Annotated in this window: 18 protein-coding genes; 14 read left to right on the plus strand and 4 right to left on the minus strand. The window is 47.5% G+C overall.

Annotated features, from left to right (window positions below):
* Nucleotides 1–47: 47 nt before the first annotated feature.
* Entirely contained in the window at nt 48–554 is a 507-nt protein-coding gene (locus tag KW844_RS07915) for an aromatic acid exporter family protein (RefSeq protein ID WP_218376174.1), read from the minus strand.
* Nucleotides 555–595: 41 nt separating this feature from the next.
* Here KW844_RS07915 and KW844_RS07920 point away from each other — a divergent pair, with 41 nt between their 5' ends.
* Together KW844_RS07920 and KW844_RS07925 are read left to right on the plus strand one after the other, a co-directional pair.
* Nucleotides 596–1,660, plus strand: a complete 1,065-nt coding sequence (locus KW844_RS07920; RefSeq protein ID WP_218376175.1) for a PCMD domain-containing protein — start codon at nt 596–598, stop codon at nt 1,658–1,660.
* A 14-nt stretch (nt 1,661–1,674) separates the two neighbouring features.
* Nucleotides 1,675–2,442 (plus strand): outer membrane beta-barrel protein, encoded by a 768-nt coding sequence (locus KW844_RS07925; RefSeq protein ID WP_218376176.1) that lies wholly within the window; start codon nt 1,675–1,677, stop codon nt 2,440–2,442.
* Nucleotides 2,443–2,557: 115 nt separating this feature from the next.
* On the opposite strand, the gene KW844_RS07930 is transcribed toward KW844_RS07925, so the two are convergent.
* Both KW844_RS07930 and KW844_RS07935 read right to left on the minus strand, forming a co-directional pair.
* A complete protein-coding gene (locus KW844_RS07930; protein ID WP_218376177.1) occupies nt 2,558–4,084 on the minus strand; it encodes a S10 family peptidase in 1,527 nt (508 codons plus the stop codon).
* 130 nt (nt 4,085–4,214) lie between these two features.
* Nucleotides 4,215–5,036 (minus strand): AraC family transcriptional regulator, encoded by an 822-nt coding sequence (locus KW844_RS07935; RefSeq protein WP_218376178.1) that lies wholly within the window; start codon nt 5,034–5,036, stop codon nt 4,215–4,217.
* 86 nt (nt 5,037–5,122) lie between these two features.
* Here KW844_RS07935 and KW844_RS07940 point away from each other — a divergent pair, with 86 nt between their 5' ends.
* Genes KW844_RS07940 through KW844_RS07950 form a run of 3 tightly spaced genes read left to right on the plus strand, consistent with a single transcriptional unit; the run spans nt 5,123 to nt 9,131 of the window.
* Nucleotides 5,123–6,460, plus strand: a complete 1,338-nt coding sequence (locus KW844_RS07940; protein ID WP_218376179.1) for a TolC family protein — start codon at nt 5,123–5,125, stop codon at nt 6,458–6,460.
* Between the two features lie 4 nt (nt 6,461–6,464).
* Nucleotides 6,465–7,535, plus strand: a complete 1,071-nt coding sequence (locus tag KW844_RS07945) for an HlyD family secretion protein (RefSeq protein WP_218376180.1) — start codon at nt 6,465–6,467, stop codon at nt 7,533–7,535.
* A gap of 3 nt (nt 7,536–7,538) precedes the next feature.
* Complete coding sequence (locus KW844_RS07950) at nt 7,539–9,131, plus strand: MFS transporter (RefSeq protein ID WP_218376181.1); 1,593 nt, start codon at nt 7,539–7,541, stop codon at nt 9,129–9,131.
* On the opposite strand, the gene KW844_RS07955 is transcribed toward KW844_RS07950, so the two are convergent.
* Entirely contained in the window at nt 9,128–9,424 is a 297-nt protein-coding gene (locus KW844_RS07955) for a hypothetical protein (RefSeq protein ID WP_218376182.1), read from the minus strand. The genes KW844_RS07950 and KW844_RS07955 overlap by 4 nt on opposite strands.
* A gap of 312 nt (nt 9,425–9,736) precedes the next feature.
* On the opposite strand from KW844_RS07955, the gene KW844_RS07960 reads away from it, so the two are divergent.
* The 9 genes from KW844_RS07960 to KW844_RS08000 all read left to right on the plus strand — a co-directional run bounded on the left by KW844_RS07960 (nt 9,737) and on the right by KW844_RS08000 (nt 20,600).
* A complete protein-coding gene (locus KW844_RS07960) occupies nt 9,737–12,142 on the plus strand; it encodes a TonB-dependent receptor (RefSeq protein ID WP_218376183.1) in 2,406 nt (801 codons plus the stop codon).
* Nucleotides 12,143–12,175: 33 nt separating this feature from the next.
* Nucleotides 12,176–12,886, plus strand: coding sequence for a hypothetical protein (locus KW844_RS07965; RefSeq protein WP_218376184.1), 711 nt, complete (start codon nt 12,176–12,178; stop codon nt 12,884–12,886).
* A gap of 4 nt (nt 12,887–12,890) precedes the next feature.
* On the plus strand, nt 12,891–14,069 hold the full coding sequence (locus KW844_RS07970) for a PepSY domain-containing protein (protein ID WP_218376185.1): 1,179 nt from the start codon (nt 12,891–12,893) through the stop codon (nt 14,067–14,069).
* Nucleotides 14,070–14,162: 93 nt separating this feature from the next.
* A complete protein-coding gene (locus KW844_RS07975; RefSeq protein WP_218376186.1) occupies nt 14,163–14,822 on the plus strand; it encodes a response regulator transcription factor in 660 nt (219 codons plus the stop codon).
* Between the two features lie 263 nt (nt 14,823–15,085).
* A complete protein-coding gene (locus tag KW844_RS07980) occupies nt 15,086–16,399 on the plus strand; it encodes a lysine N(6)-hydroxylase/L-ornithine N(5)-oxygenase family protein (protein WP_218376187.1) in 1,314 nt (437 codons plus the stop codon).
* 1 nt (nt 16,400) lies between these two features.
* Nucleotides 16,401–17,567: an MFS transporter gene (locus KW844_RS07985; RefSeq protein ID WP_218376188.1), complete on the plus strand. Its 1,167-nt coding sequence runs from the start codon at nt 16,401–16,403 to the stop codon at nt 17,565–17,567.
* 3 nt (nt 17,568–17,570) lie between these two features.
* Nucleotides 17,571–18,176 (plus strand): GNAT family N-acetyltransferase, encoded by a 606-nt coding sequence (locus KW844_RS07990; protein WP_218376189.1) that lies wholly within the window; start codon nt 17,571–17,573, stop codon nt 18,174–18,176.
* Entirely contained in the window at nt 18,163–19,998 is a 1,836-nt protein-coding gene (locus KW844_RS07995; protein WP_218376190.1) for an IucA/IucC family siderophore biosynthesis protein, read from the plus strand. Before KW844_RS07990 ends, KW844_RS07995 begins: the two co-directional genes overlap by 14 nt.
* On the plus strand, nt 19,995–20,600 hold the full coding sequence (locus KW844_RS08000) for a nitroreductase (RefSeq protein ID WP_218376191.1): 606 nt from the start codon (nt 19,995–19,997) through the stop codon (nt 20,598–20,600). The genes KW844_RS07995 and KW844_RS08000 overlap by 4 nt, the downstream gene beginning before the upstream one ends.
* Nucleotides 20,601–20,623 lie beyond the last annotated feature (23 nt).

Below are 20,623 nucleotides of genomic sequence, written 5' to 3' on the forward strand. Positions count from 1 at the left end.
CTCCTTGTTAGAATAAAAGTATTACTTAATTCTGTAGCAATTCTGTGTTACGCCTCATTTATTGTATCTGACTGAGCAACAGTTCGTTGTGTTAGTTTGTTATGAAACAGGAAGGTGATCCCCAGCCCAATGATACATCCGGCGATTACTGACAGGACCCTGCCAATGGCCGTATCCCACGGATGCTGGCCTGCCTCGTGGGTCATTACAATAATGGCTGCCGCCAGGGCGGTACGTGTAGCCGATTCGAGTTGTAACAAATTACAGAGGATAACTGTTATAATAACAGCAATGCTCATCATCAGCACTATGTCGGGATGTATCAATATTAACAGGAATCCTGACACTGCCCCGATCAGATTGGCTTTAATACGTGTAACCGCAAGCGTTACGGCGTCCGAACCATCCGGAGATAATACCAGCATCACTGAAATCAGTACCCATACTGTATCTTTGTAGCCAATTATCCACGACACCAGGCTTACGAAAAGTACCCCGGTAACACATTTGGCAGCGTATATGCTTACGCGTTTGATTCGAACTTTATCGGACATATACAATGTTAATAAATTTTAGGAAACCAACAGATATACTGATGATTAAACGGACACTATGTTTCGGCGCCATCCTGGCAACGCTGCTAAGCAGCAGTTGTATCAAGGATGCGCCCCTAAGCCCGGAGGCTGATTTGGACTCCTTTATAGTAGACCAGGCCGACCTCACCGGTGCCGTCTTTATTGATGAGGCAAATTCAAGGGTACAATTATACCTCAAACAAAATGCCTTTGAAAAAGGTATTGTTCCCAGGGTGGTACCCATACCCGGCTCCACAGTAGAGCCTGCATATGGTGATACCCTCAAATTTGACCAGGTTACAGGGGAAGGTCTTACCAGTTATAAAATCACCTCCCAGGATGGCAATTACCATAAAACCTATACCGTGTCGGTAGTAACAATTGGTGTATGGGCGTGGGATTTTGAGCAGTGGAGGGTGCAGGAGCCCAATAAATATATGTACACCGTAGAGGACAATGCTACTGTTATCTGGTCCTCCGGTAACCCGGGTATTGCGCTGTCAGGTGTACAGGCCGATCCCAAACAGTACCCGTTGCGGGATACTACTGAACCATACCACGGGCAATATTGCGCAGTATTGGAAACACGTGCCGGTACTACATTATCCGCCTTTGTAGGTATACGCTTGTTTGCCGGTAATTTCTTTCTCGGAGTATTTGATAGCAGATTCGCCCTGTCTAACCCACTCGCATCTACGCAGTTTGGCCAGCCCTACCGCGGACGCCCCAAAAGTTTCAGTGGGTACTATAAATACCAACCTGGTCCGGTTTACCAGGACAAAGCCGGTAAGCCAGTGGCCGGCGCTACAGACTCCTGTTCCATGTATGCAGTACTTTATGGCGGAACAACAAGACTGGACGGTACTAATATCCAGACCTCCGACCGCATTATTGCTGTGGCTAAACTACCTGATGGTGGGGCAAAGGCGACTTATACCCGCTTTAATCTGCCCTTCATTTTCCTGAAAGATATTGAGCCGCAAATGATGTTGGCAATAGTAATGTCATCCAGTTATAAGGGTGATCTGTACGAGGGTGCTATCGGCAGCCGCTTACTTGTTGATAGCCTTCAGATTATTCGCTAATAAAGATCCTGCATATGATGAGATATATTTCAAAAATATTTATAACCTTAACATTGATCGGCGCTGCCAGTGATTTATTGGCGCAGAATAGTACCAGCACTTTCAAACCGTTTTTGGAACACCGTATTTTGGCGGGATTCAACTTTGGGGCTACGGCTCCAATGGGCTTTCCCAACACTATCCGTGCTATTGATGGCTATTGGCCTGAATTTTCTCCTACGCTGGGCTATGAACTCAGTGTACGCGCTTCCCAAAAATGGGGTGCTGCCATTGGGGTGAAATTGGATTTTAAAGGCATGGGCATTAAAGATGAAGTACAGTACTTTCATACTATCATTACTGTGCAGGATGGTTCCAGCACGGGCACTTTTGAAGGTACCTTCACCGGCAAAAACAAAACCATTGCCCGTAATGCATATGTTACCTTTCCGATAAGTGCTGTATTTACGCCTAACAATAACTGGCGTTTTTCGCTTGGTGGCTATATGGCCTGGAAGTTCAGCGCCAATTTTCATGGAACCGTTTCTGATGGCTACATCCGTAACGGAGGTCCTACCGGCGAAAAGGTGATCGTGGACGAAGCTACCTTTGATTTCAGCAGTGAAGTAAGAAACTTTGATGTAGGATTTCAGGGAGGCGCTGAACGCCGGGTTGGTAAAAAACTCAGCGTGTTGGGTAATCTGGCCTGGGGTGTAAGGCCCATTTTTCCAAGCGATTTTCAGGGACTGGATTTTCCACTCTATAACGTATTCCTGATGTTAGGAGTGAGTTATAAAATTTAGTAGTTTGTTTTTCGAACATAAAAAAGCGATTGCCACCGGCAATCGCTTTTTATTTTGGCTAAAATGTAATGGCATCGCCTGTTCAGGAGGGTTCTCCTTTTTAGGCAGCCCTTCATTAATATTTCGCCGGCTGCCCGGCCTTTGGCAGCGAAGCCCTGATAAAATTCCGGATATCTTCATTCCCTGTGGCCAGATCATCTTTCCGCAAATACATCATATGCCCGCTCCGGTAACCCTTCCAGGATAACCGGTCTTTCAGCCTGCCACCAGGGTCCAGCTGCCACATACTATATTTTGCATTGAAATAATCGCAGGCGCCATCATAATACCCGGATTGAATCATCACATGCAGGTAAGGATTCTGCGCCATAGCCTGGCGCAGGTTTTCACCAGTATTATCATTACCGCGGTCCCATGGATGCACGGGGCCAAACATCATATATTTCAAATCTGTTTTTACACCCAGCTCTTCGCGCAAATAAATATTAATAGCAGGAGTGAAGGCATGCAACCAGCTGGTGAGTTCCGCGTTGTAGTCGGGACTATTGCCGGCCAGCTCACGGTCCATACCCCGGTAGCGACTATCGAGTCGCCCTACCGTAAAGCCTTTATCACGCAGGAGTTCCTTCCAGAAATAATCCGTTGGTACGTCCAGGTTATGCTGCAGGATCACCTGTGCTGACAGGCCGGAGTAACGGGCCATTTTAGCGGCGATGTTGCTGCGTTGCTGATCATCCAGGAAGCCGCCCTGGCTGATAGCGGGCAATAATTCTTTTATCGTGAATTCTTCCACCTCAGGCAGAAAAACGGTGAGGTCTTTTTGTTGCAGATCGCTCGCCAGCGCTTTGTGATACCAGGCGGTTGCTGCATAATAAGGTAAACGTAAAGCGGCATCCACCGGGCCATTTCTGTTGATCCCCAGTTCTGTTGGGGAGACGAGAATGACACCATTGAGGTACATCCATTGTGAGTTCTGTAATTCCAGCGCCAGGCCGGAGGCACGGGTGGTACCATAGCTTTCACCGATCAGGTATTTCGGAGAGGCCCATCTGTTGTGCCGCGACACAAATGTATTGATCCAGTCGGCCAGGTAGCGGATATCCGCATTCACCCCAAAGAATTTTTCCCGTGGTACATCCTTTGAAGACAGGCGACTGAAACCGGTGTTGGCCGGATCGATATAGAGGATATCGGCCACATCGAGGATGGACTGGTTGTTTTCGTGTATCCCATAGGGTTGTACCGGGTAGCCTTCATCGTCGATGTTTAACAAGCGCGGGCCGGTGTAGGCAATCTGCATCCATACGGAAGGGGTGCCGGGCCCGCCATTAAAGGAAATCACCAGCGGCCGGCCGGTTTTGTCCTTTACATCTGTGCGCTCATAATAGGTGTAAAACAAGCCGGCCAGAACTTTGCCGTTTTCGTCCCATACGGGTTGGGTGCCGGCTGTAGTTTTGTAAGGGATACGCTGGCCTTTAATGGTGACTTCATGAGAGCTAACGATGGTAGTGTCCGGGCTCATGGAAACGCTGGTTTTGGCTTCCGGTCGCGCAGGAGGTGCCTGTGCCGGCCCTTTTTGTTGCGCCACGGCATGCAGACTCAATCCTGCCAGCAATGCCGGAAACAGCAGCTGTTTTTTCATTGTGTTCATACGGTTTAGATCTTGATTGGCTGGTAAGATGGCTCAAATCACTTACAAATGCAACATCTTTTATCTGAATGGCAATAGGGGGCTATTTCCGGGTTTAGGGAGATGTCAAAGTTCCGGTGCTTTACTCTTCTTCCGGTTGTATGGTTTTGCTGAGGTGCTGGTAATCCGACGGGCGCCTGCCAGTCAGTTTATAAAACGTATTGCTGAACGCGGATACACTGTTATAGCCAGTATCCCAGGCGATTTCACTGATGGTTTTGTCCGTTTCCATGAGGTAACCCATGGCGCGGGACATGCGGGCGATTTTCAGGTACTGGAAAAAGGAAATATCCATCGTAGACCTGAATAGCCGTGTTAGCGTGCGCTCACTGGTGTTGAATTTTACACATACCGTTTCCATTGTCAGTGGTTCGGCCAAATTCTCCTGTATAAACCGTAAAATAGGACTCATGCGCGGATTATCACTGGTAGGCAGGGTAATGGGTAAAGGACTGGTACTGATATCTGGCAGCAAATATTTCATAGCCTTTATAAATGTAAAAGGCTTGGTACCCGGCATAATATTGCCTTCCCAGCGGGTCGTAAACAGCAGCATTTCCAACAGGAGGTTGGTAACCGGGTAAATGCCGGTGGTGCTGTAAAATGGTTCATTCGCATCTTCCCTTTCAGTAAAAAAATAAATCGAACGAACATAATTAGCCGGATAACGATGGGCAAAGTAATGCTCCACGCCGGCCGGTACCCACATGTAATGTCTGGCAGGCAGGAAGTAGGTTTTTTCCCGCGTATATAAAAATGCGGCGCCACCTTCAACATAGGTCAGCTGACCTTTGTTATGCTTGTGAAAAGGGAAGTGGTGTTCGGTTTTCATATGCCATATATAGGCCGACTGAGGCACTTCATCGGTGTCTAATAGTATCTGGTTATAGTCAATTTTTTCCATTTGGCCGGATCTAACAATTATATGGCAATTTATAGCAAAAATAATTTACAAACTGAATGGAACTTTGCAGCTTCATCACGAATAATATGTTTACAATCAGTAATAAGATGCTGGCGGGGGTGCTGCTAATCACACTTTCAGGCAGCATAAAGGCCTTCAGCCAGGACCCTGAACAAAAGAACACCCTGACCCTCTCAGAAGTTTGGAAAAAAACATCAACTTATAATAAACAGTTGCAAATGAAGCAGCTGAGCGTGGAGAGCGCGGAAGCACGTGTTAAGAATGCGAAAACAGAGCGGCTGCCGGAAGTATCCGGTAGCGGCATGTATGCGCGTTTCTCCAACTTCGCGTTATATGAAGATGGTATCCTGCACGCACCTACGCAGATTCCCATCGAAAAGAAAGGTACCTACAAGGTTTCCGGGGAAGCCTTTCTGAACTTATATAACGGTGGCAAGATCACCCGGGAAATACATGCTGCCGAAACCGAAGCAGAGCTGGCAGCCGAGCAGAAAAATCTCACAGAGCAGGAGCTGAGGTATAAAGCTGCGGCCTATTACCTGGAGATATACCGCAACTACCAATACGAAAAAGTAATGCTGCAGGATATTTCAGAACGTGAAAAAGAACTCGAAGAAATCCGCCACCTGCAGCAGAACGGTGTTGTGCTTAAGAGTGATGTGCTTAGAGCAGAATTACGTCTCTCCAAACAAAAAATGACACTGCTGGAAATAAGAAACAGCCTCAGGATTGCGATGCAACGCCTCAATATCATGATGGGAGATCCTGATGGCAACGTGATCCGCATTGCCAATGATACTATTAATGCTATACCACGCCAACGCAGCTACGAAGATTATGTGAACGATGCGTATGAAAATTCATTTGAGTTTAAAATTTCAGAGAAAGAAACGAAGCTCAGCGAACTGAAGCTGCAACAGGTGAAATCGAACATCATGCCTAAGGTGGGCTTGTTTGCGGAATACGGCTATTCTTTTCCGCAGATCCTGATGTATCCATACTCTTTTAATCTGTATGGACTGGGAATGGCTGGTGTAAAAGCCTCCCTTCCGATTTCGCAACTTTATACAAATAAGCACCGTAAGGCAGAGGCAAAAATTAACCTGGAACGGCAGGAAGTGGAGCATGCGGATACAAAGGACAGGGTGCGGGAAGAAGTAAATACCGCTTATCTGCGCTACACCGAGGCGCTGACGCGCATCCAGGTGGCAAAGGAAAACATTGTGCAGGCAAAGGAAAATTTCAGAATCGTAAATAATACTTACTTCAATCAGCTGTCGCTGCTGACTGACTTGCTGGATGCAGAAACACAACTGCTGCAATCCCGCTTTGATCTGACGACAGCTGAAGTGACGGCGCAATTACAATACTATCAATTATTGAAAGCAACAGGCAACCTATAATTATATGAACAAAACAGCTAACACAAACACCAACAGAACGGACAAAATAATTTCTCGTGTCACCACCGTGGTGGCATTAATTGTAGTGGTATGCCTGGCCATCTGGGGGATTCGCACCCTCATACATCAGGCGAGGTTTGAAGAAACCAACGACGCCCAGGTGGATGAATACATTAATCCGGTAGTAGCCAAGGTAACAGGCTATGTGGAAGAGATCCGGTACGAAGAAAACCAGGATGTGAAAAAAGGAGATACGCTGGTAGTGATTGATAACAGTGAATATGCAGCCGCGCAACAGGAAGCGGAAGCCGCCTTGCTCAATGCACGTGCACAGATAGCCGTGATTCAAAGTAATGTGCGCACCACCGGTCAGAGCTCGAAAGTTTATGAATCACAGATTGCGGCAGCCAAAGCGAAACTGTTGAACCAGGAGCAGGAGTACGACCGTTACAAAAAATTATACGACGTGGAATCCGCCACCAAACAACAATTGGACAGGGTACAAGCCGCCCTGGATGTGGCCCGCTCAGAATATAAATCAGCCCAGAACGCCTATGAAGCCTCTCTTGGCCGTATAGACGATGCCAAGGTACAGCTCCAGGCGCTGGAGGCGGAAATTAAAAGGAGGGAAGCGGTAGTAACGCGCAACGACCTCACCGTTTCCTATACCGTGATTGTGGCGCCATATGATGGTAAAATGGGACGCCGCACCATTCAGCCCAAACAGCTGGTGCAGGCCGGACAAACATTAGCGTTTATAGTTGACCGTGAGGCAGGCAAATGGGTAGTTGCCAACTACAAAGAAACGCAGATCCGCCATATGAAAGTGGGGGAGAACGCTACTATTACCATAGATGCCTTCCCTGGAAAAAAATATACCGGAACGATAGAATCCTTATCAGGTGCCACCGGCAGTAAGTTCTCTATTTTACCACCGGATAATGCCACGGGTAACTTCGTGAAAATTGCCCAGCGCATACCGGTTCGTATACGCTTAACCGGTAGTGCGGAAGAATTGAAGGACTTGTCGGCCGGCATGAGCGCCATTGTTGCTGTCAAAAAAGAGAGGAATTAATTTATGGCTAGTGTTCCGATATTCAGAAGCTGGGTACCACAATGGCTTAGCAGGTTGACGATCGTGCTGGTAATGCTGCCAACAGTGATGCTGTTTGCTTTGTCTACCGCCAACGTGAGCGCTGCTACCGGTTTCTATGGGGTAGAGCCGGCTGATATCCAGTTTTCCATGCTGGTGTACTACTCCGCAATTGCAGCGTTTACGCCGCTGGAGCGGCGGTTCTTCAGCCGCATTTCTACTAAAGAGTATTTCCTCCTGTGTATTGTATTACAGGTAATCATTACCTGGTTTGTGTACAATACCCGTGAGCTGCCTATACTATATATCTGTCGTTTTTTACAGGGGACCGTTAACTGCGGCGTTACCAGTATTTGTCTGACGTTGTTGTTCGCTCAGTTAAAGAGCGAACATGCCCGGGAGATAGGCTATACGTTTTTCTATGGTCTTATCTTATGTGCTTCTTCTTTTACCTCACTTGTAACCGCCCCCATCATTGACAATTATGAGTACAACGTACTTTATAAAGTGATGATATACGTGTTTGTTCCGGGAGCAGTATTATTACTGCTCCTGATGAACCGTATACACCTGGTGAGAAAGGTGCCACTGTACCAGCTGGATTGGGGCAGCTTTGTGTTGTATGCGCCGCTGCTGATCTGCCTGGGCTACGTGCTCACCTACGGACAACAGTATTATTGGATGTCGGACCCTGCGATTGTGTGGAGTTTAATTGCCGTGATAGGTTTGGGAGCTGTATTCGTTATCCGGCAGGTATACAGCAAAAGACCGCTGATTCACATGGAAGTATTTAAGTACAAGAATTTTGTTTTCGGGGCGGCGCTGGTAGGACTCCTGTACCTGGTCAGGGGTGCATTTTCGGTAACCACCAGTTATTTTAATGTGGTGCTGGGCATGGACCCGATTCATATTTATGAGTTGTTTATCTATAACATTGTGGGAGTGGTCATCGGGAGTCTGATGGCGGCAAGATGGATTGTGAAAAAGCGCCCGACGCAACTGATCTGGCTGGCTGGTTTTTCGCTGATGCTGGGCTTCCATACCTGGATGTATTTTCATTTTGCTACGGAGGCAGATGCGGTTATTTTCATTATACCCTTAATTGTACAGGGCGCTGGTGCGGGGCTGCTGATGGCGCCGGTGGTGTTGTTTACCATATCCTCCGTGCCGTTTGAACTGAGTCAGTCGGCGGCGGCCGTGGGTGTATTTGTGCGCTTCGCTTTTTTCAGTGGCAGTACTGCGTTGATTAATTTCTTCAGTTTATACTACGCAAAGATCCACGGCACCCGTATGAGTGATACTATCACCGCAGTGGAACCGGGTCTGCAATCGCGTTTACATACTTACCAGGCTGCGCTCCAATCGCGGGGCATTCCCGCTGATCAGGCAGCCAAAGCTGCTACGGGCTTGCTGAGCAGGGCGGTGCAAAAACAGGCTTTCCTGAAATATGCGATGGATTATTATGCTATCGTATCTATTGGTATCCTGGTGATTATGTTGATTATAATTATGGCGCCGTTTATAAATCGTACGATTATTAATGTTAGATCCAAGCAGCCGGCAGCGGCAACGTTTTAATGTGCAATAAATACTACCTTAATTCCACCTATTATGTGGAGGTTGAACTCATCCAGTTGTTCAGCGGGTATCCAATATTCATCATGTATATTTCCGCCAACATTTTGTACTTTAAAATTGGCTAGATATTCATTATCTACATCGAATGCGGTCACATAACCATTTCCATATGCCGGTAAGTTCCAGTCAACCGTGATTTGTCGGGCATATTCGAAATTGGTTACAGGGTAGAATATAGGTTGGTCTGGTAAGCGTGGTGGAAAAGCCTTGTAGCCAGATTGTTCGATCAGCATAAGTTCTGCTGAATTAACGGGTCTGTATAAGGTTGTAGTGTTTTGCATGGGACTAAAATAAGAAATACTATTTGGCATCTGGAAAATTAAAAATACTAACAGTTATGTTAAATCCCACTTCTGCCGGTGAAATTGCGACAATGTATATGAATAGATAGCTTTATGCATTGTAATCAGAATTAATATTAATCATCCTCAAAACCATAAACATATAATAAAAAACCTTTAATTTTCCTGATTGCGTAAATCATTTTCCCGCTTGCGTAACCGCTCCCTTTTGCCTGCCTATACCTTTGCATGCAAAAAAAGCCGATGAAACAATTTTTACTGCGCTCCGCTACCCCAAAAGCACTGATGGTGATCCTGCTGTTAGTGGCGGTTTGGAGCCAGGCAGCAGCAGACGATATCCTATCCGCCATCAGAGGACGCGTCCTCACTTCCGATGGACTACCTGCCCCATATGTTACCGTTAGATTGCAACATACAAATTACGGCGCCCTTACTGATGCTAATGGCGACTTCGTAATCAAAAGAGTGAAACCAGGAAAATATACCCTGGTGATTTCCCTGGTAGGCTATGAGAATGTAACGCAGGCTATAGAAGTAGAAACCGATAAAATCTCCCAGACAAATATTACCCTAGGTGCTTCCGGCCAGCAAATGAAGGAAATCACCATAGTAGGTGAATCCAATAAATACACCGTACTTACCCCTTCCAACTCCCTGCGTTTAAACCAACCCCTGGTAGAAGTACCACAAAGCATTACAGAAGTATCCAAAGAAATAATGGCCGACCAGCAGATATATAACATGCAGGAAGGTGTTACCAGAAACGTTTCCGGCGTGTCGCGCCTGGCGCACTGGGATATGTACGCCAATATCCAGATGCGTGGTAGTCGCGCTACCTCCATGCGTAACGGCATGAACGTGTTCATCAGCCCATGGAGCCCGCTCGTAGAAGACTTCAGCATGGTGGACCGTATCGAATTTGTAAAAGGCCCTGCGGGTTTTATGCTGTCCAACGGCGAACCTGGCGGCCTCTATAACGTAGTTACCAAAAAACCTACCGGCAACACCGGTGGCGAGGTGACCATGTCCCTCGGCAGCTACGATAACTACCGCGCTACCCTCGACCTGGACGGTAAATTATCTAAGGATGGCAAGCTGCTCTACCGCTTTAATCTGGCCGGTGAAGCAAAAAATGGCTGGCGCGATTTCGACTACACTAACCGCTACAGCATTTCTCCGGTACTCAAATATTTAATCGACGATAAAAACAGCATCACCCTGGAATATAACCTCCAGTATATGCAGCTGCCGGTAATTGGTGGTAACTACTCCTTCTCCAAGCGTGGCTATGGGGACCTGCCCAGGAACTTCACTACCATTGAAGGGAATATGGACCCTACTACCATCAAAGACAACAGCGTAATGGCATTTTATGAACACAAGTTTAGCCAGGACTGGAAACTGACCGCGCAATTCGGTTACTTCCACTTCAGCCAGATCGGACAGAGCATGTGGCCTAAAGGTTTTTATGATGCTAATAACGACAGCCTGCTGCAACGCAGCATCAACATCTGGGATGGACTGGGCCTCAACAAAACGGCGCAGGTGTTTATCAACGGTACCGTTAGAACCGGTGCACTGGTTCACAATATCCTCGGTGGTGTAGATATGAAATACAGCAACTATTGGGCTGACTGGAGTCAGGGCGCAGACTTCGGCGATGGTACCTTTAACATCTACAATCCTGTATATGGTGGCGTAAAAATGCCTAAATGGGACCGCTCTACGGATATCCGTACCCGTGGTGTAGAATATAACTACGGCTACAGCGCAGTATACCTGCAGGATCAGATCGGATTCTTCAACGACGCACTTCGCTTTACCCTCGCCGGCCGTTATACTACCAATTCCGTAGTGAGTCCGTACGATGGCAAGAACAAAGACAGCAAATTCACGCCACGCTTTGGTATCAGCTATTCTATTGACCGCAATACTTCCGTATACGGCGTATACGATGTGGCCTTCATGCAAAACCCGGGACTGGACTATCAAAAGAAAACTTTTGAACCACTCACCGGTAGCAATGTGGAAGTAGGCTTCAAGCGCGACTGGTTCAACGGCCGCTTCACTTCTACCTTAGCCCTGTACCAGATCATCAAAAACAATGTACTCACACAGGACAACGATCATCCGGACCCGATAACACACCAGCCGATTTATAGTCGCACAAACGGTCAGCAAAAAATCAAAGGCCTGGAAGTAGATATCCAGGGTGAGGTTGCAAAAGGACTGAACGTAGTGGTAAACTATGCTTACACGGATGGTATTGTTTCGGAAGATACCAAGGCGGAACTGGTAGGTAACTACGTACCAGGTATATCTAAACATATACAAAATACCTGGTTGACCTATACCCTCGGAACCGGTGCCCTGAAAGGCCTGCGCGCCAACATCGGGTATCAGTATCAGGCTGGTCGTGTAGCCGGTATGGTGTACGATAAAACTGAAAACTTCATCCCAGACTATTTCAGAATGGACGCAGGTCTTGGCTATAATATCAATAAATTCAGCATCAACGTACTGGTTAATAACCTGCTGGATAAATACCTGTGGACCGGTGGCCCTTCAGGGGATAACTTCGGTAAAATTTACTATTGGCAAACAGAACCAGGTCGTAATGTTCGCATGAGCGTTGGCTATCGTTTCTAATATTTATCATCGTAACAAACCCTCACTATAAAAATGAAAAAAGTACTATTTTCTGTATTACTGTGTTGCAGCATGTTTACTGCCTTTGGTCACGCCCTCTGGATCGAAACTTCCGTAAACGGTAAAAAAGGTCAGACCCAGGAAGTGAAAGTCTTTTTGGGTGAATATGCCGAAAATGAAAGAGATTCTATCCAGAACTGGTTTAGCAACATGAAAGACTTTACCCTCTACCTGATAGACCCTTCCGGTAAAAAAACAAAACTGGAATGCCAGCCTGCAGGGACCTACTTTAAAGCTACTTTCACGCCGCAGCAGGATGGTGCGTATGTACTCTACATCGATCATACGGTGCAGGAAGTATACGGTGGCAGCAAAATCCGCTACTATGCCCAGGGGCTGGTACAGGTCAACAATACCAACGGCCTGGCTAACCTGAAGCAGAACGATTTCGTATTACAAACTTCTGCAGTAGCGGCTAAAAAAGTAAATACACCAGAACAGGTTTCACTGTTTAATAAAACAAAAACAGTACTGCCTAAAGCGGAACTGACAGTAATTTCTCCTAGTGGCTGGAGCAAAAAAATTAATGCCGAAGGTGGTAAAACCCTGAGCTATGCACCAGTTGAAGCTGGTCGTTACCTGCTGGAAGGTACCTACCTGGAAGAAGAAAAAGGACAACATGAAGGAAAGCCGTTTGAGCGCGTTTGGTATTGTGTCACCTATTGCAAGGACGTGACAAAATAAAAATATGCCCTTAAAGAAGACTATCCTCAAGATACACAGCTGGCTCGGACTTTTGTCCGGGCTGGTTGTTTTTATACTGGGCATTACCGGATGCATTTATGCCTTCATTGATGAGCTGAAACCAGTATTTTACCACGACCGCATGTATGTAGAAGTGCCGGCTGATGCGCAACGTTTACCCATGAGCGTTATACGTGAAAAAGCACAGCAGGCCATGGGGGAGGAGTATAAACTGCAACTTGCAGAAATTCCCCTGGGAGCTAACAGGAGTGTGTCTTTCCGTACCCTCAAAGTAAACCCGGAAGGCCTGAGCTACGCCACCTACATGGAATATTTTTACCGTATTTATGTAAACCCTTATAACGGTAAGATCCTCAAAATAGAAAATAGTAAATGGGAGTTTTTCAATACCATTGTTAACCTGCACATCAGTTTATTGCTGGGACCTAATATAGGTACCACGATTGTAAACTGGTCGGTGATCATATTTGTGGTGCTGTTGATTTCCGGCATCGTCCTCTGGTGGCCCAATAATAAAGCTGCAGCTAAACAGCGGCTGCGATTCAAATGGAAAGATACTACCAGGTGGAAACGTAAAAATTATGACCTGCATAACATCCTGGGTTTTTATGCGATGCTGGTACTCCTGATCATAGCCATCACGGGGCTGGTGATCAGTTACCAATGGGTAAGCAATGGGGTGCAGTGGATCGCCAATGGGGGTAAAACGATTGCAGCACCGCCGCCGGTGATGTCGGATACGACCATTGCTGACGCCTATTCTCTCGATAAAATCCTCCATGATGCGGTGAAGCAGGCACCAACAGGAACTACCTTTTTTATCGGTATTCCTAAAGATACCAAACTGCCGGTGCACGTTTTCGCCCGCAACGATAACAAGCCATTGTACAAAGCCACCCGGATGCAGTATGACCAGCACGCCGCTGCCATGCTCACCAAAACCACTTTTGCCACCATGAATAACGGAGAGCGCATCAACGCAATGAACTATGATATTCACGTGGGTGCAGTGCTGGGTATTCCCGGTAAGATACTGGCTTTCCTGGCTTCCCTCATTGCCGCTTCTTTGCCGGTGACAGGCATTTATATCTGGTGGGGCAGGAGAAACAAAAAGCAAACATCGTCTAAAATCAATACCATTCAAGCGCGTAAGCGAGCGTAATCTTTTTCTTAAACCCTGAAAATTTTATTTATAACCATAAACCATATTAATCTTCCTTTTTAAAAACAGGTCATATAAAGTGTTATCAGCACAATGAACAGTACAGATATGACCCGTATTATACTGGCGGATGCTCAACCTGTTTTCAGAGAAGGAATCAAAAGTTTGTTAGCGGATCATCAAAATAACTACCAGATTGAAGAGGCAGGCAACAGCGCAGAGCTGCGGCCTGCGCTGCTGGCCTTTCACCCGGATATATTAATCCTGGACTATGATCCCACATTCTTTGATGCTGATGAAATATTCAGCACCTTGTCTGTCATCCCGGAATGTAAGGTGATCATTATCTCCGGACAGAAGAGAAAAGTGGACGTATTGAAATTACTGGATTGCAATGTCTGCTGCTATCTTACCAAAGAGTGCAGGAAAAAAGATATTCATGAAGCCATCCATTGTGCCATCCATGGAGAGAAATTCTTTTGCAGCTTTGCAGTGGATGTACTGCTGTCTGACAGAAAAAGAGCACCCTTCATCCCGCAAATCCCGCCGGAAGGCTTATCGGCAAGGGAAACTGAGATCATCCGACATATAGTACGCGGTAAGTCGAACAAAGAAATTGCCAGCGAAATGCATTTAAGCCAGCATACCGTCCACACGCACAGAAGGAATATAATGAAGAAACTACATCTTCATTCTGCGGTGGAACTCTGCAACTATGCGCTGGAGTCAGGAATTGTAAGAGTAGAAAACTAAAAAGCACACCTGTGTGTTTGCATGCATTGGGGCAACCGATTCACCAACGGTTGCCCCAATGCATTTTGTTTCCCACCCTGTAGAGACGGGCAGCGCCCGTCTCAGCGAATAGCCGCAAGCATTGCGGCTCTACAGCATTTAATACCACCTGTGTGGTAATTTCGCTACCATCTCCCTACCACCATTATACCACCTCCCTGCGATTTCCTACGGTTACGCCAACACGTATTTTTAAACCTGCTATCATAATAATTAAAAATTCTATGAACAAAATGATCTATGATTTTGCTGCGGTTGGTGTTGGCCCTTTTAACCTCGGATTGGCTTGTCTGACCCATCCTTTAAACGACCTGCAAGGCATCTTTATCGACAAACGACCCGACTTTAACTGGCACCCGGGAATGCTCCTGCAGGATACCACGCTGCAAGTGCCGTTTCTTGCCGATCACGTGACCCTGGCGGATCCTACCAGCCCATTCAGCTTTCTCAATTACCTGAAAGAAGAAGGACGTATTTACTCGTTTTATATCCGGGAAAATTTTAAGATGCTACGCAATGAATATAATCAGTACTGTCGCTGGGCGATCAACAAACTGGATAATATTCATTTCAATACGGCAGTAAAGCAAATTAATTACGATGCCGATCAGCAGTTATACGTGCTGGAATGCAGCAATAACCGGCAGGTCAAAGCCAAACGACTGGTACTCGGTACCGGTACGGTACCTTATGTGCCGGCTAACTGTAAAGCACATATGGATACCGCCATCCACAGTGCCAACTACCTGCAACATAAGCACCGCCTGCAATCCGGCCGCAGTATCACTATCGTGGGCAGCGGACAGAGCGCCGCCGAAATTTACTACGATCTCCTCCAGGATATCGATACGTACGGATATGCGCTGCATTGGATTACCCGTTCTCCCAGGTTTTACCCCCTCGAGTACAGCAAGCTGACGCTGGAAATGACATCTCCCGAATATGTAGACTACTTCTATAACCTCACCCAGGAAAAACGGGATCATCTGCTGCATCACCAGAAGCACCTGTACAAAGGCATTAACAACGACCTAATTGCGGCTATTTTCGATACTATCTATGCTAAAAAACTCGTAGCGGATGTAAAGGTCAGTCTGCGTACCAATGCTGATCTGCAACAGGTAGCCTACGATGCTGCCACCGAAAATTTCCGCCTCACCTTCTTCCAGGAGGAGCAGGAGAAATATTATTCCCACGAAACGGCAGGCCTGGTGCTGGCCACGGGTTATACGCACCGCATTCCTGATTTCCTGGAACCTGTTGCCGACCGCTTCCTCACCGATGATAAAAACCGTTTTATTGTCAACAGAAATTATACGGTCGATAAAAATGCCAACGAAATTTTCGTGCAAAATGCAGAGCTGCATACGCATGGTTTTGTTACACCAGACCTGGGCATGGGTTGTTATCGCAATGCCTGGATCATCCGGGAGATGCTGGGCAGGGAAGTATACCCTATTGAGCAAAGAATAGCCTTCCAGCAATTCGCTGTTGACGCGGGAGAGGAGATTGTTTTACCTAAAGCGCACACCCTGTAACATGCCGGTAAGAGTATTTTTGATTGCCATGACACTCGTGGCCGTGGTGAGTGATTACATGATGCACCCGTTTTACCCGATCTTTTTTGCTGCCCGCTTTGGTGTTACCGATCCGCGCATTACCGGTATCTATTTCAGCGCTGTATGCGCAACCGTGATGGTCGCTTTTCCCATATGGGCCATGGTTTCCAGGCGTATCCCCGAACTGCGTATTCTCGTAATCACGCAGGTGCTCGCAGGGATGCTGGCTGCCAGCTGTGCATTCATTACTTCCTATCCGATTTTTTGGCTGGTGTCGTTGGTGGTCATTGTGTTTAAAGGTTCCTACCTGTTGGTATACCCCTACATTTTGCGCATTACACCGGCAGAAAAACATGTTGGAATCATCAGCATCCTTTCGGTCATTATTCACCTGGGGGGTGTGCTGGGCGCTATTTTCGGCGGGATGGTGATCGACTGGCTTCAGCCGCAGTACATCTACCTGGGCATGGCCGCCGGCGATTTCTTTCAGGCAGGCCTCAGCCTGTATTTACTGATGGCAGGCCGTCAGGAAACGCCAGCACCGGCAACTACACCACATAGCTGGTACGACCTGATACCCGGCGGTATGGTGCTGAAGCTAAGCGTGATCACGCTGCTGTTTTATTATGCCGACTTCCTCATCCGCCCATTTTTTGTGCGGTACTGGGAATCGGTGGCATCTTCGGATAGCCGTATTTTATCCGGTACCATCTACGCCATTCCCGCAGCGGTAGCCGTATTGGCGCTGTACATGAATAAAACACGCAGGCCCTACAATACGCCATGGCATGGGATTTTGCCGGCATTGCTACTGGCCTTGTGCGGGTTAATGTTGCAGGCATATCCCACGGTGATTACTATTATCGCAGGCAGATGCCTGTACGGCTGGGCATTTTTTCAATGTGCTGTCCGGTTTGATGCCCTGCTGTTTCATATCAGCGATCCGGCATCGTATGCCATTGAGTATAGTAAAATTCATTTCTTCCAGAACCTGGGTGTGCTGGCCGCTTCTTTTTCTGCCGGTGTACTTGCGGAATACCTGCCGCTCAACATCCCGTTTGTAGTGGCTTTCGCAGGGTATCTCGGTGTAGTACTGCTGTACTATATGCTGGCGCGCACCCGTATTCAAACCATTCCACAATATTGATCTATGCAGGTAATGTCTCCCCTACATGCAATGCCGGTATACCAGGAAACCAGCCACCCCCTTGGGACTATTGAGCTGTGGCCCATGGACCTGCAAAAGGATATCACCGCGGTTTACAGTTGGGTAACGCAACCCTATGCTTCCTACTGGGGCATGACGGAAAAGTTGCTCACTGCGGTGGCACTGGAATATAGTAATATCATCAGTAGTGATCATGCCATGGCTTTCATTGGGAAGGTAAACGGCATCACCAGTTTTCTCTGCGAAGTATATGATCCGGCCTACGATCTCATTGGCAGCCATTATGAGGTGGCAACGGGAGATGTAGGTATGCACATACTCATTGCCCCCGCGGACAAAAAAATACCTGGTTTTACCTGGTGGATATTCAGTGCTGTAATGGATTTCCTGTTTCAGAATCCCACTCACCAACGGGTGATTGTAGAGCCGGATGTCAGAAATGAAAAAATCCACCGGCTCAACAGGCGCGCAGGTTTTGTATATGAGAAAGAAGTGCAGCTGCCGCACAAAACCGCAGCCCTGGCCATCTGCACAAGAACACAATTTCAATTAACAAAGAAAAAACTAACATGCTATGAAAGCACCTGAACAACTGGTCGCGCATCTGCAACCGGAAATATGGGCATCTGCCAACAGACTACACATCGCTAAAATTATCAGTGAGTTTTCCCACGAGTTGCTGCTGCAACCAGAATGGATCAGTGACCACAACGGATGGAGCCAATACCGTCTCAGCGCTCCTGATGCCACCGCTACTGTGTATTATTTTAACGCACGTGTTATGAGCCTGCAACACTGGCACATCGATACCAACAGTATCTCCAAACATACCAATGAACAACCACAGCCACTGGACAGTATCCTGTTTATCCAGGAGTTTAAGGGTTTACTCAATATTAGCGAAGAGCAACTCCCCAGCTACCTCGAAGAAATAACCAGCACCTTATATGGTAGCGCCTTTATGATGAGCAGACCGCAACTGCCGGTGGCGGAACTGGCCAAGGCGGACTACCAAACGCTGGAACATGCGATGACCAGTGGCCATCCCTGCTTTGTGGCTAACAACGGCCGTATTGGCTTTGATGCCAACGACTATGAAAAATATGCCCCGGAGGCCGACCAGCCCATCCGCCTGATATGGCTGGCGGGGCATAGGAGTCGCACCGCTTACAGCGCCGTTGGTGAACTTCCTTATGCCACGCTGATTGCACAGGAACTGGGAGAGGAGGTAATAGCGCAGTTTAATAAAATTCTTACTGATAAAGGGTTGCAGCCGGATGACTATTTCTTTATTCCTGTACATCCGTGGCAGTGGTATAATAAACTGGCCATCATCTGTGCGCCGGATCTGGCCAACCATCACCTGGTTTGCCTGGGATATAGTCCGGATGAATTCAATGCGCAGCAGTCAATCCGTACCTTCTATAACCTGACGAATCCCGAAAAGCATTATACCAAAACAGCGCTGTCCATACTCAACATGGGCTTTGTAAGAGGCCTGACCCCTTATTACATGGATAGTACACCACCTATCACCGAATGGATTCGTGAAGCCGTAGGCAAGGACCCTTACATCCTTAAAAATGGATTTACGCTGCTTTGTGAAGTTGCCACCGTGGGCTACCGCAACTTTTACTATGAGCCGTTCGGCAAGCAGGTGGCTTATAACAAGATGCTGGCGGGCCTATGGCGGGAGAGCCCTGCCAGGGTACTGCAACCTGGTCAGCAGCTGATGACCATGGCCGCGCTGCTGCATAAGGATTTTTATGGCAATGCCTTGCTGCCGGCAGTGATCAAAGCCTCCGGCATTGATACTGCCACCTGGGTGAGCAAGTACCTGCGTGCCTATCTGACGCCACTGCTGCATTGCTTCTACGAGCACGATCTGGTATTTATGCCACATGGTGAAAACCTCATCCTGGTCATGGAAAACCAGGTGCCCGTGAAGGCTATCATGAAAGATATTACAGAGGAAATCGGCGTGTTCCGCATGCGCACCGATATTGCAGAAAAGGGAAGGCGTATATGCGTGGAGGTGCCCGAGGAGTTACGTATCCTCAGCATTCTGACGGATATTTTCGATTGCTTCTTCCGTTTCCTGGCACCTATTCTCGATACACAATGCAACTTCCCGGAAGATACCTTCTGGCAGCTGGTAGCTGATTGCGTGTATGATTATCAGGCAGAGCAACCGCAGCACCAGCATAAGTTTGAGCAGTACGATATGTTTGCGCCGGAGTTTATTTTATCCTGCCTCAACAGACTGCAGTTGCGCAACAATCGCCAGATGGTAGATCTGGCCGATCCCGCAGGCAGCCTGCAACTGGCGGGAACGCTGCGCAATCCGATTGCGCCATTTAAACGTGCCACCAAAGCTACTGCTGAACTAACCAACGCAGCAAGTATATGATAGCAACGGAAACCAGGCGGGATGTCCGTCAGCAGCTGCTGACGGACATCATCCGCAACCGCAGGAGCGTATACGCGGACGACTATACGAACGAACCCATTCCGGAAGCCATCATCCGCGAAGTGCTTACCAACGCCACCTGGGCACCTACCTACAAGATGACGCAGCCCTGGCGCTTTATCGTATTGCAGGGGAACCAGCGAAAACCCTTTGGTGAATTCCTGGCAGAATACTACCGTGAACGGTTAAACGAAACGGTGTTTACCAGGGAACGGTATGAGCGTGCGAAAGCATATCCGGAAAGAGCTGCGTGCATGGTCGTGCTCATCATGCGCCGTAATGATAAAATTGATATCAAGGAATGGGAGGAGCTGGCAGCCGTATGCTGCGCCGTGCAAAATATGGCGCTCACCTGCGAAGCCTACGATATAGGTGCTTACTGGGATAGCTGCGATGCCTGCGTGGAATACGCTGCCAGGTTTGGCCTGGAATCAAACGAACAATGCCTGGGATTTTTTTATATGGGCTACTACGACAAAGCTACATACAGTAGCCCGAAACGGCGTACGCCCATTGATAAAAAAGTGACCTGGCTCTATTGATTTTATTACCTCAAAATATAAAT

This window comes from Chitinophaga sp. sic0106 (genome assembly GCF_019219075.1).
Classification (GTDB): Bacteria; Bacteroidota; Bacteroidia; order Chitinophagales; family Chitinophagaceae; genus Chitinophaga.

Coding starts and splice junctions, on each gene's coding strand:
- KW844_RS07970 (WP_218376185.1), top strand. CDS start 12,891: ATGCCCTTAAAGAAGACTATCCTCAAGATACACAGCTGGCTCGGACTT.
- KW844_RS07985 (WP_218376188.1), top strand. CDS start 16,401: ATGCCGGTAAGAGTATTTTTGATTGCCATGACACTCGTGGCCGTGGTG.
- KW844_RS07935 (WP_218376178.1), bottom strand. CDS start 5,036: ATGGAAAAAATTGACTATAACCAGATACTATTAGACACCGATGAAGTG.
- KW844_RS07920 (WP_218376175.1), top strand. CDS start 596: ATGATTAAACGGACACTATGTTTCGGCGCCATCCTGGCAACGCTGCTA.
- KW844_RS07950 (WP_218376181.1), top strand. CDS start 7,539: ATGGCTAGTGTTCCGATATTCAGAAGCTGGGTACCACAATGGCTTAGC.
- KW844_RS08000 (WP_218376191.1), top strand. CDS start 19,995: ATGATAGCAACGGAAACCAGGCGGGATGTCCGTCAGCAGCTGCTGACG.
- KW844_RS07995 (WP_218376190.1), top strand. CDS start 18,163: ATGAAAGCACCTGAACAACTGGTCGCGCATCTGCAACCGGAAATATGG.
- KW844_RS07945 (WP_218376180.1), top strand. CDS start 6,465: ATGAACAAAACAGCTAACACAAACACCAACAGAACGGACAAAATAATT.
- KW844_RS07990 (WP_218376189.1), top strand. CDS start 17,571: ATGCAGGTAATGTCTCCCCTACATGCAATGCCGGTATACCAGGAAACC.
- KW844_RS07925 (WP_218376176.1), top strand. CDS start 1,675: ATGATGAGATATATTTCAAAAATATTTATAACCTTAACATTGATCGGC.
- KW844_RS07955 (WP_218376182.1), bottom strand. CDS start 9,424: ATGCTGATCGAACAATCTGGCTACAAGGCTTTTCCACCACGCTTACCA.
- KW844_RS07975 (WP_218376186.1), top strand. CDS start 14,163: ATGAACAGTACAGATATGACCCGTATTATACTGGCGGATGCTCAACCT.
- KW844_RS07930 (WP_218376177.1), bottom strand. CDS start 4,084: ATGAAAAAACAGCTGCTGTTTCCGGCATTGCTGGCAGGATTGAGTCTG.
- KW844_RS07965 (WP_218376184.1), top strand. CDS start 12,176: ATGAAAAAAGTACTATTTTCTGTATTACTGTGTTGCAGCATGTTTACT.
- KW844_RS07940 (WP_218376179.1), top strand. CDS start 5,123: ATGTTTACAATCAGTAATAAGATGCTGGCGGGGGTGCTGCTAATCACA.
- KW844_RS07960 (WP_218376183.1), top strand. CDS start 9,737: ATGAAACAATTTTTACTGCGCTCCGCTACCCCAAAAGCACTGATGGTG.
- KW844_RS07980 (WP_218376187.1), top strand. CDS start 15,086: ATGAACAAAATGATCTATGATTTTGCTGCGGTTGGTGTTGGCCCTTTT.
- KW844_RS07915 (WP_218376174.1), bottom strand. CDS start 554: ATGTCCGATAAAGTTCGAATCAAACGCGTAAGCATATACGCTGCCAAA.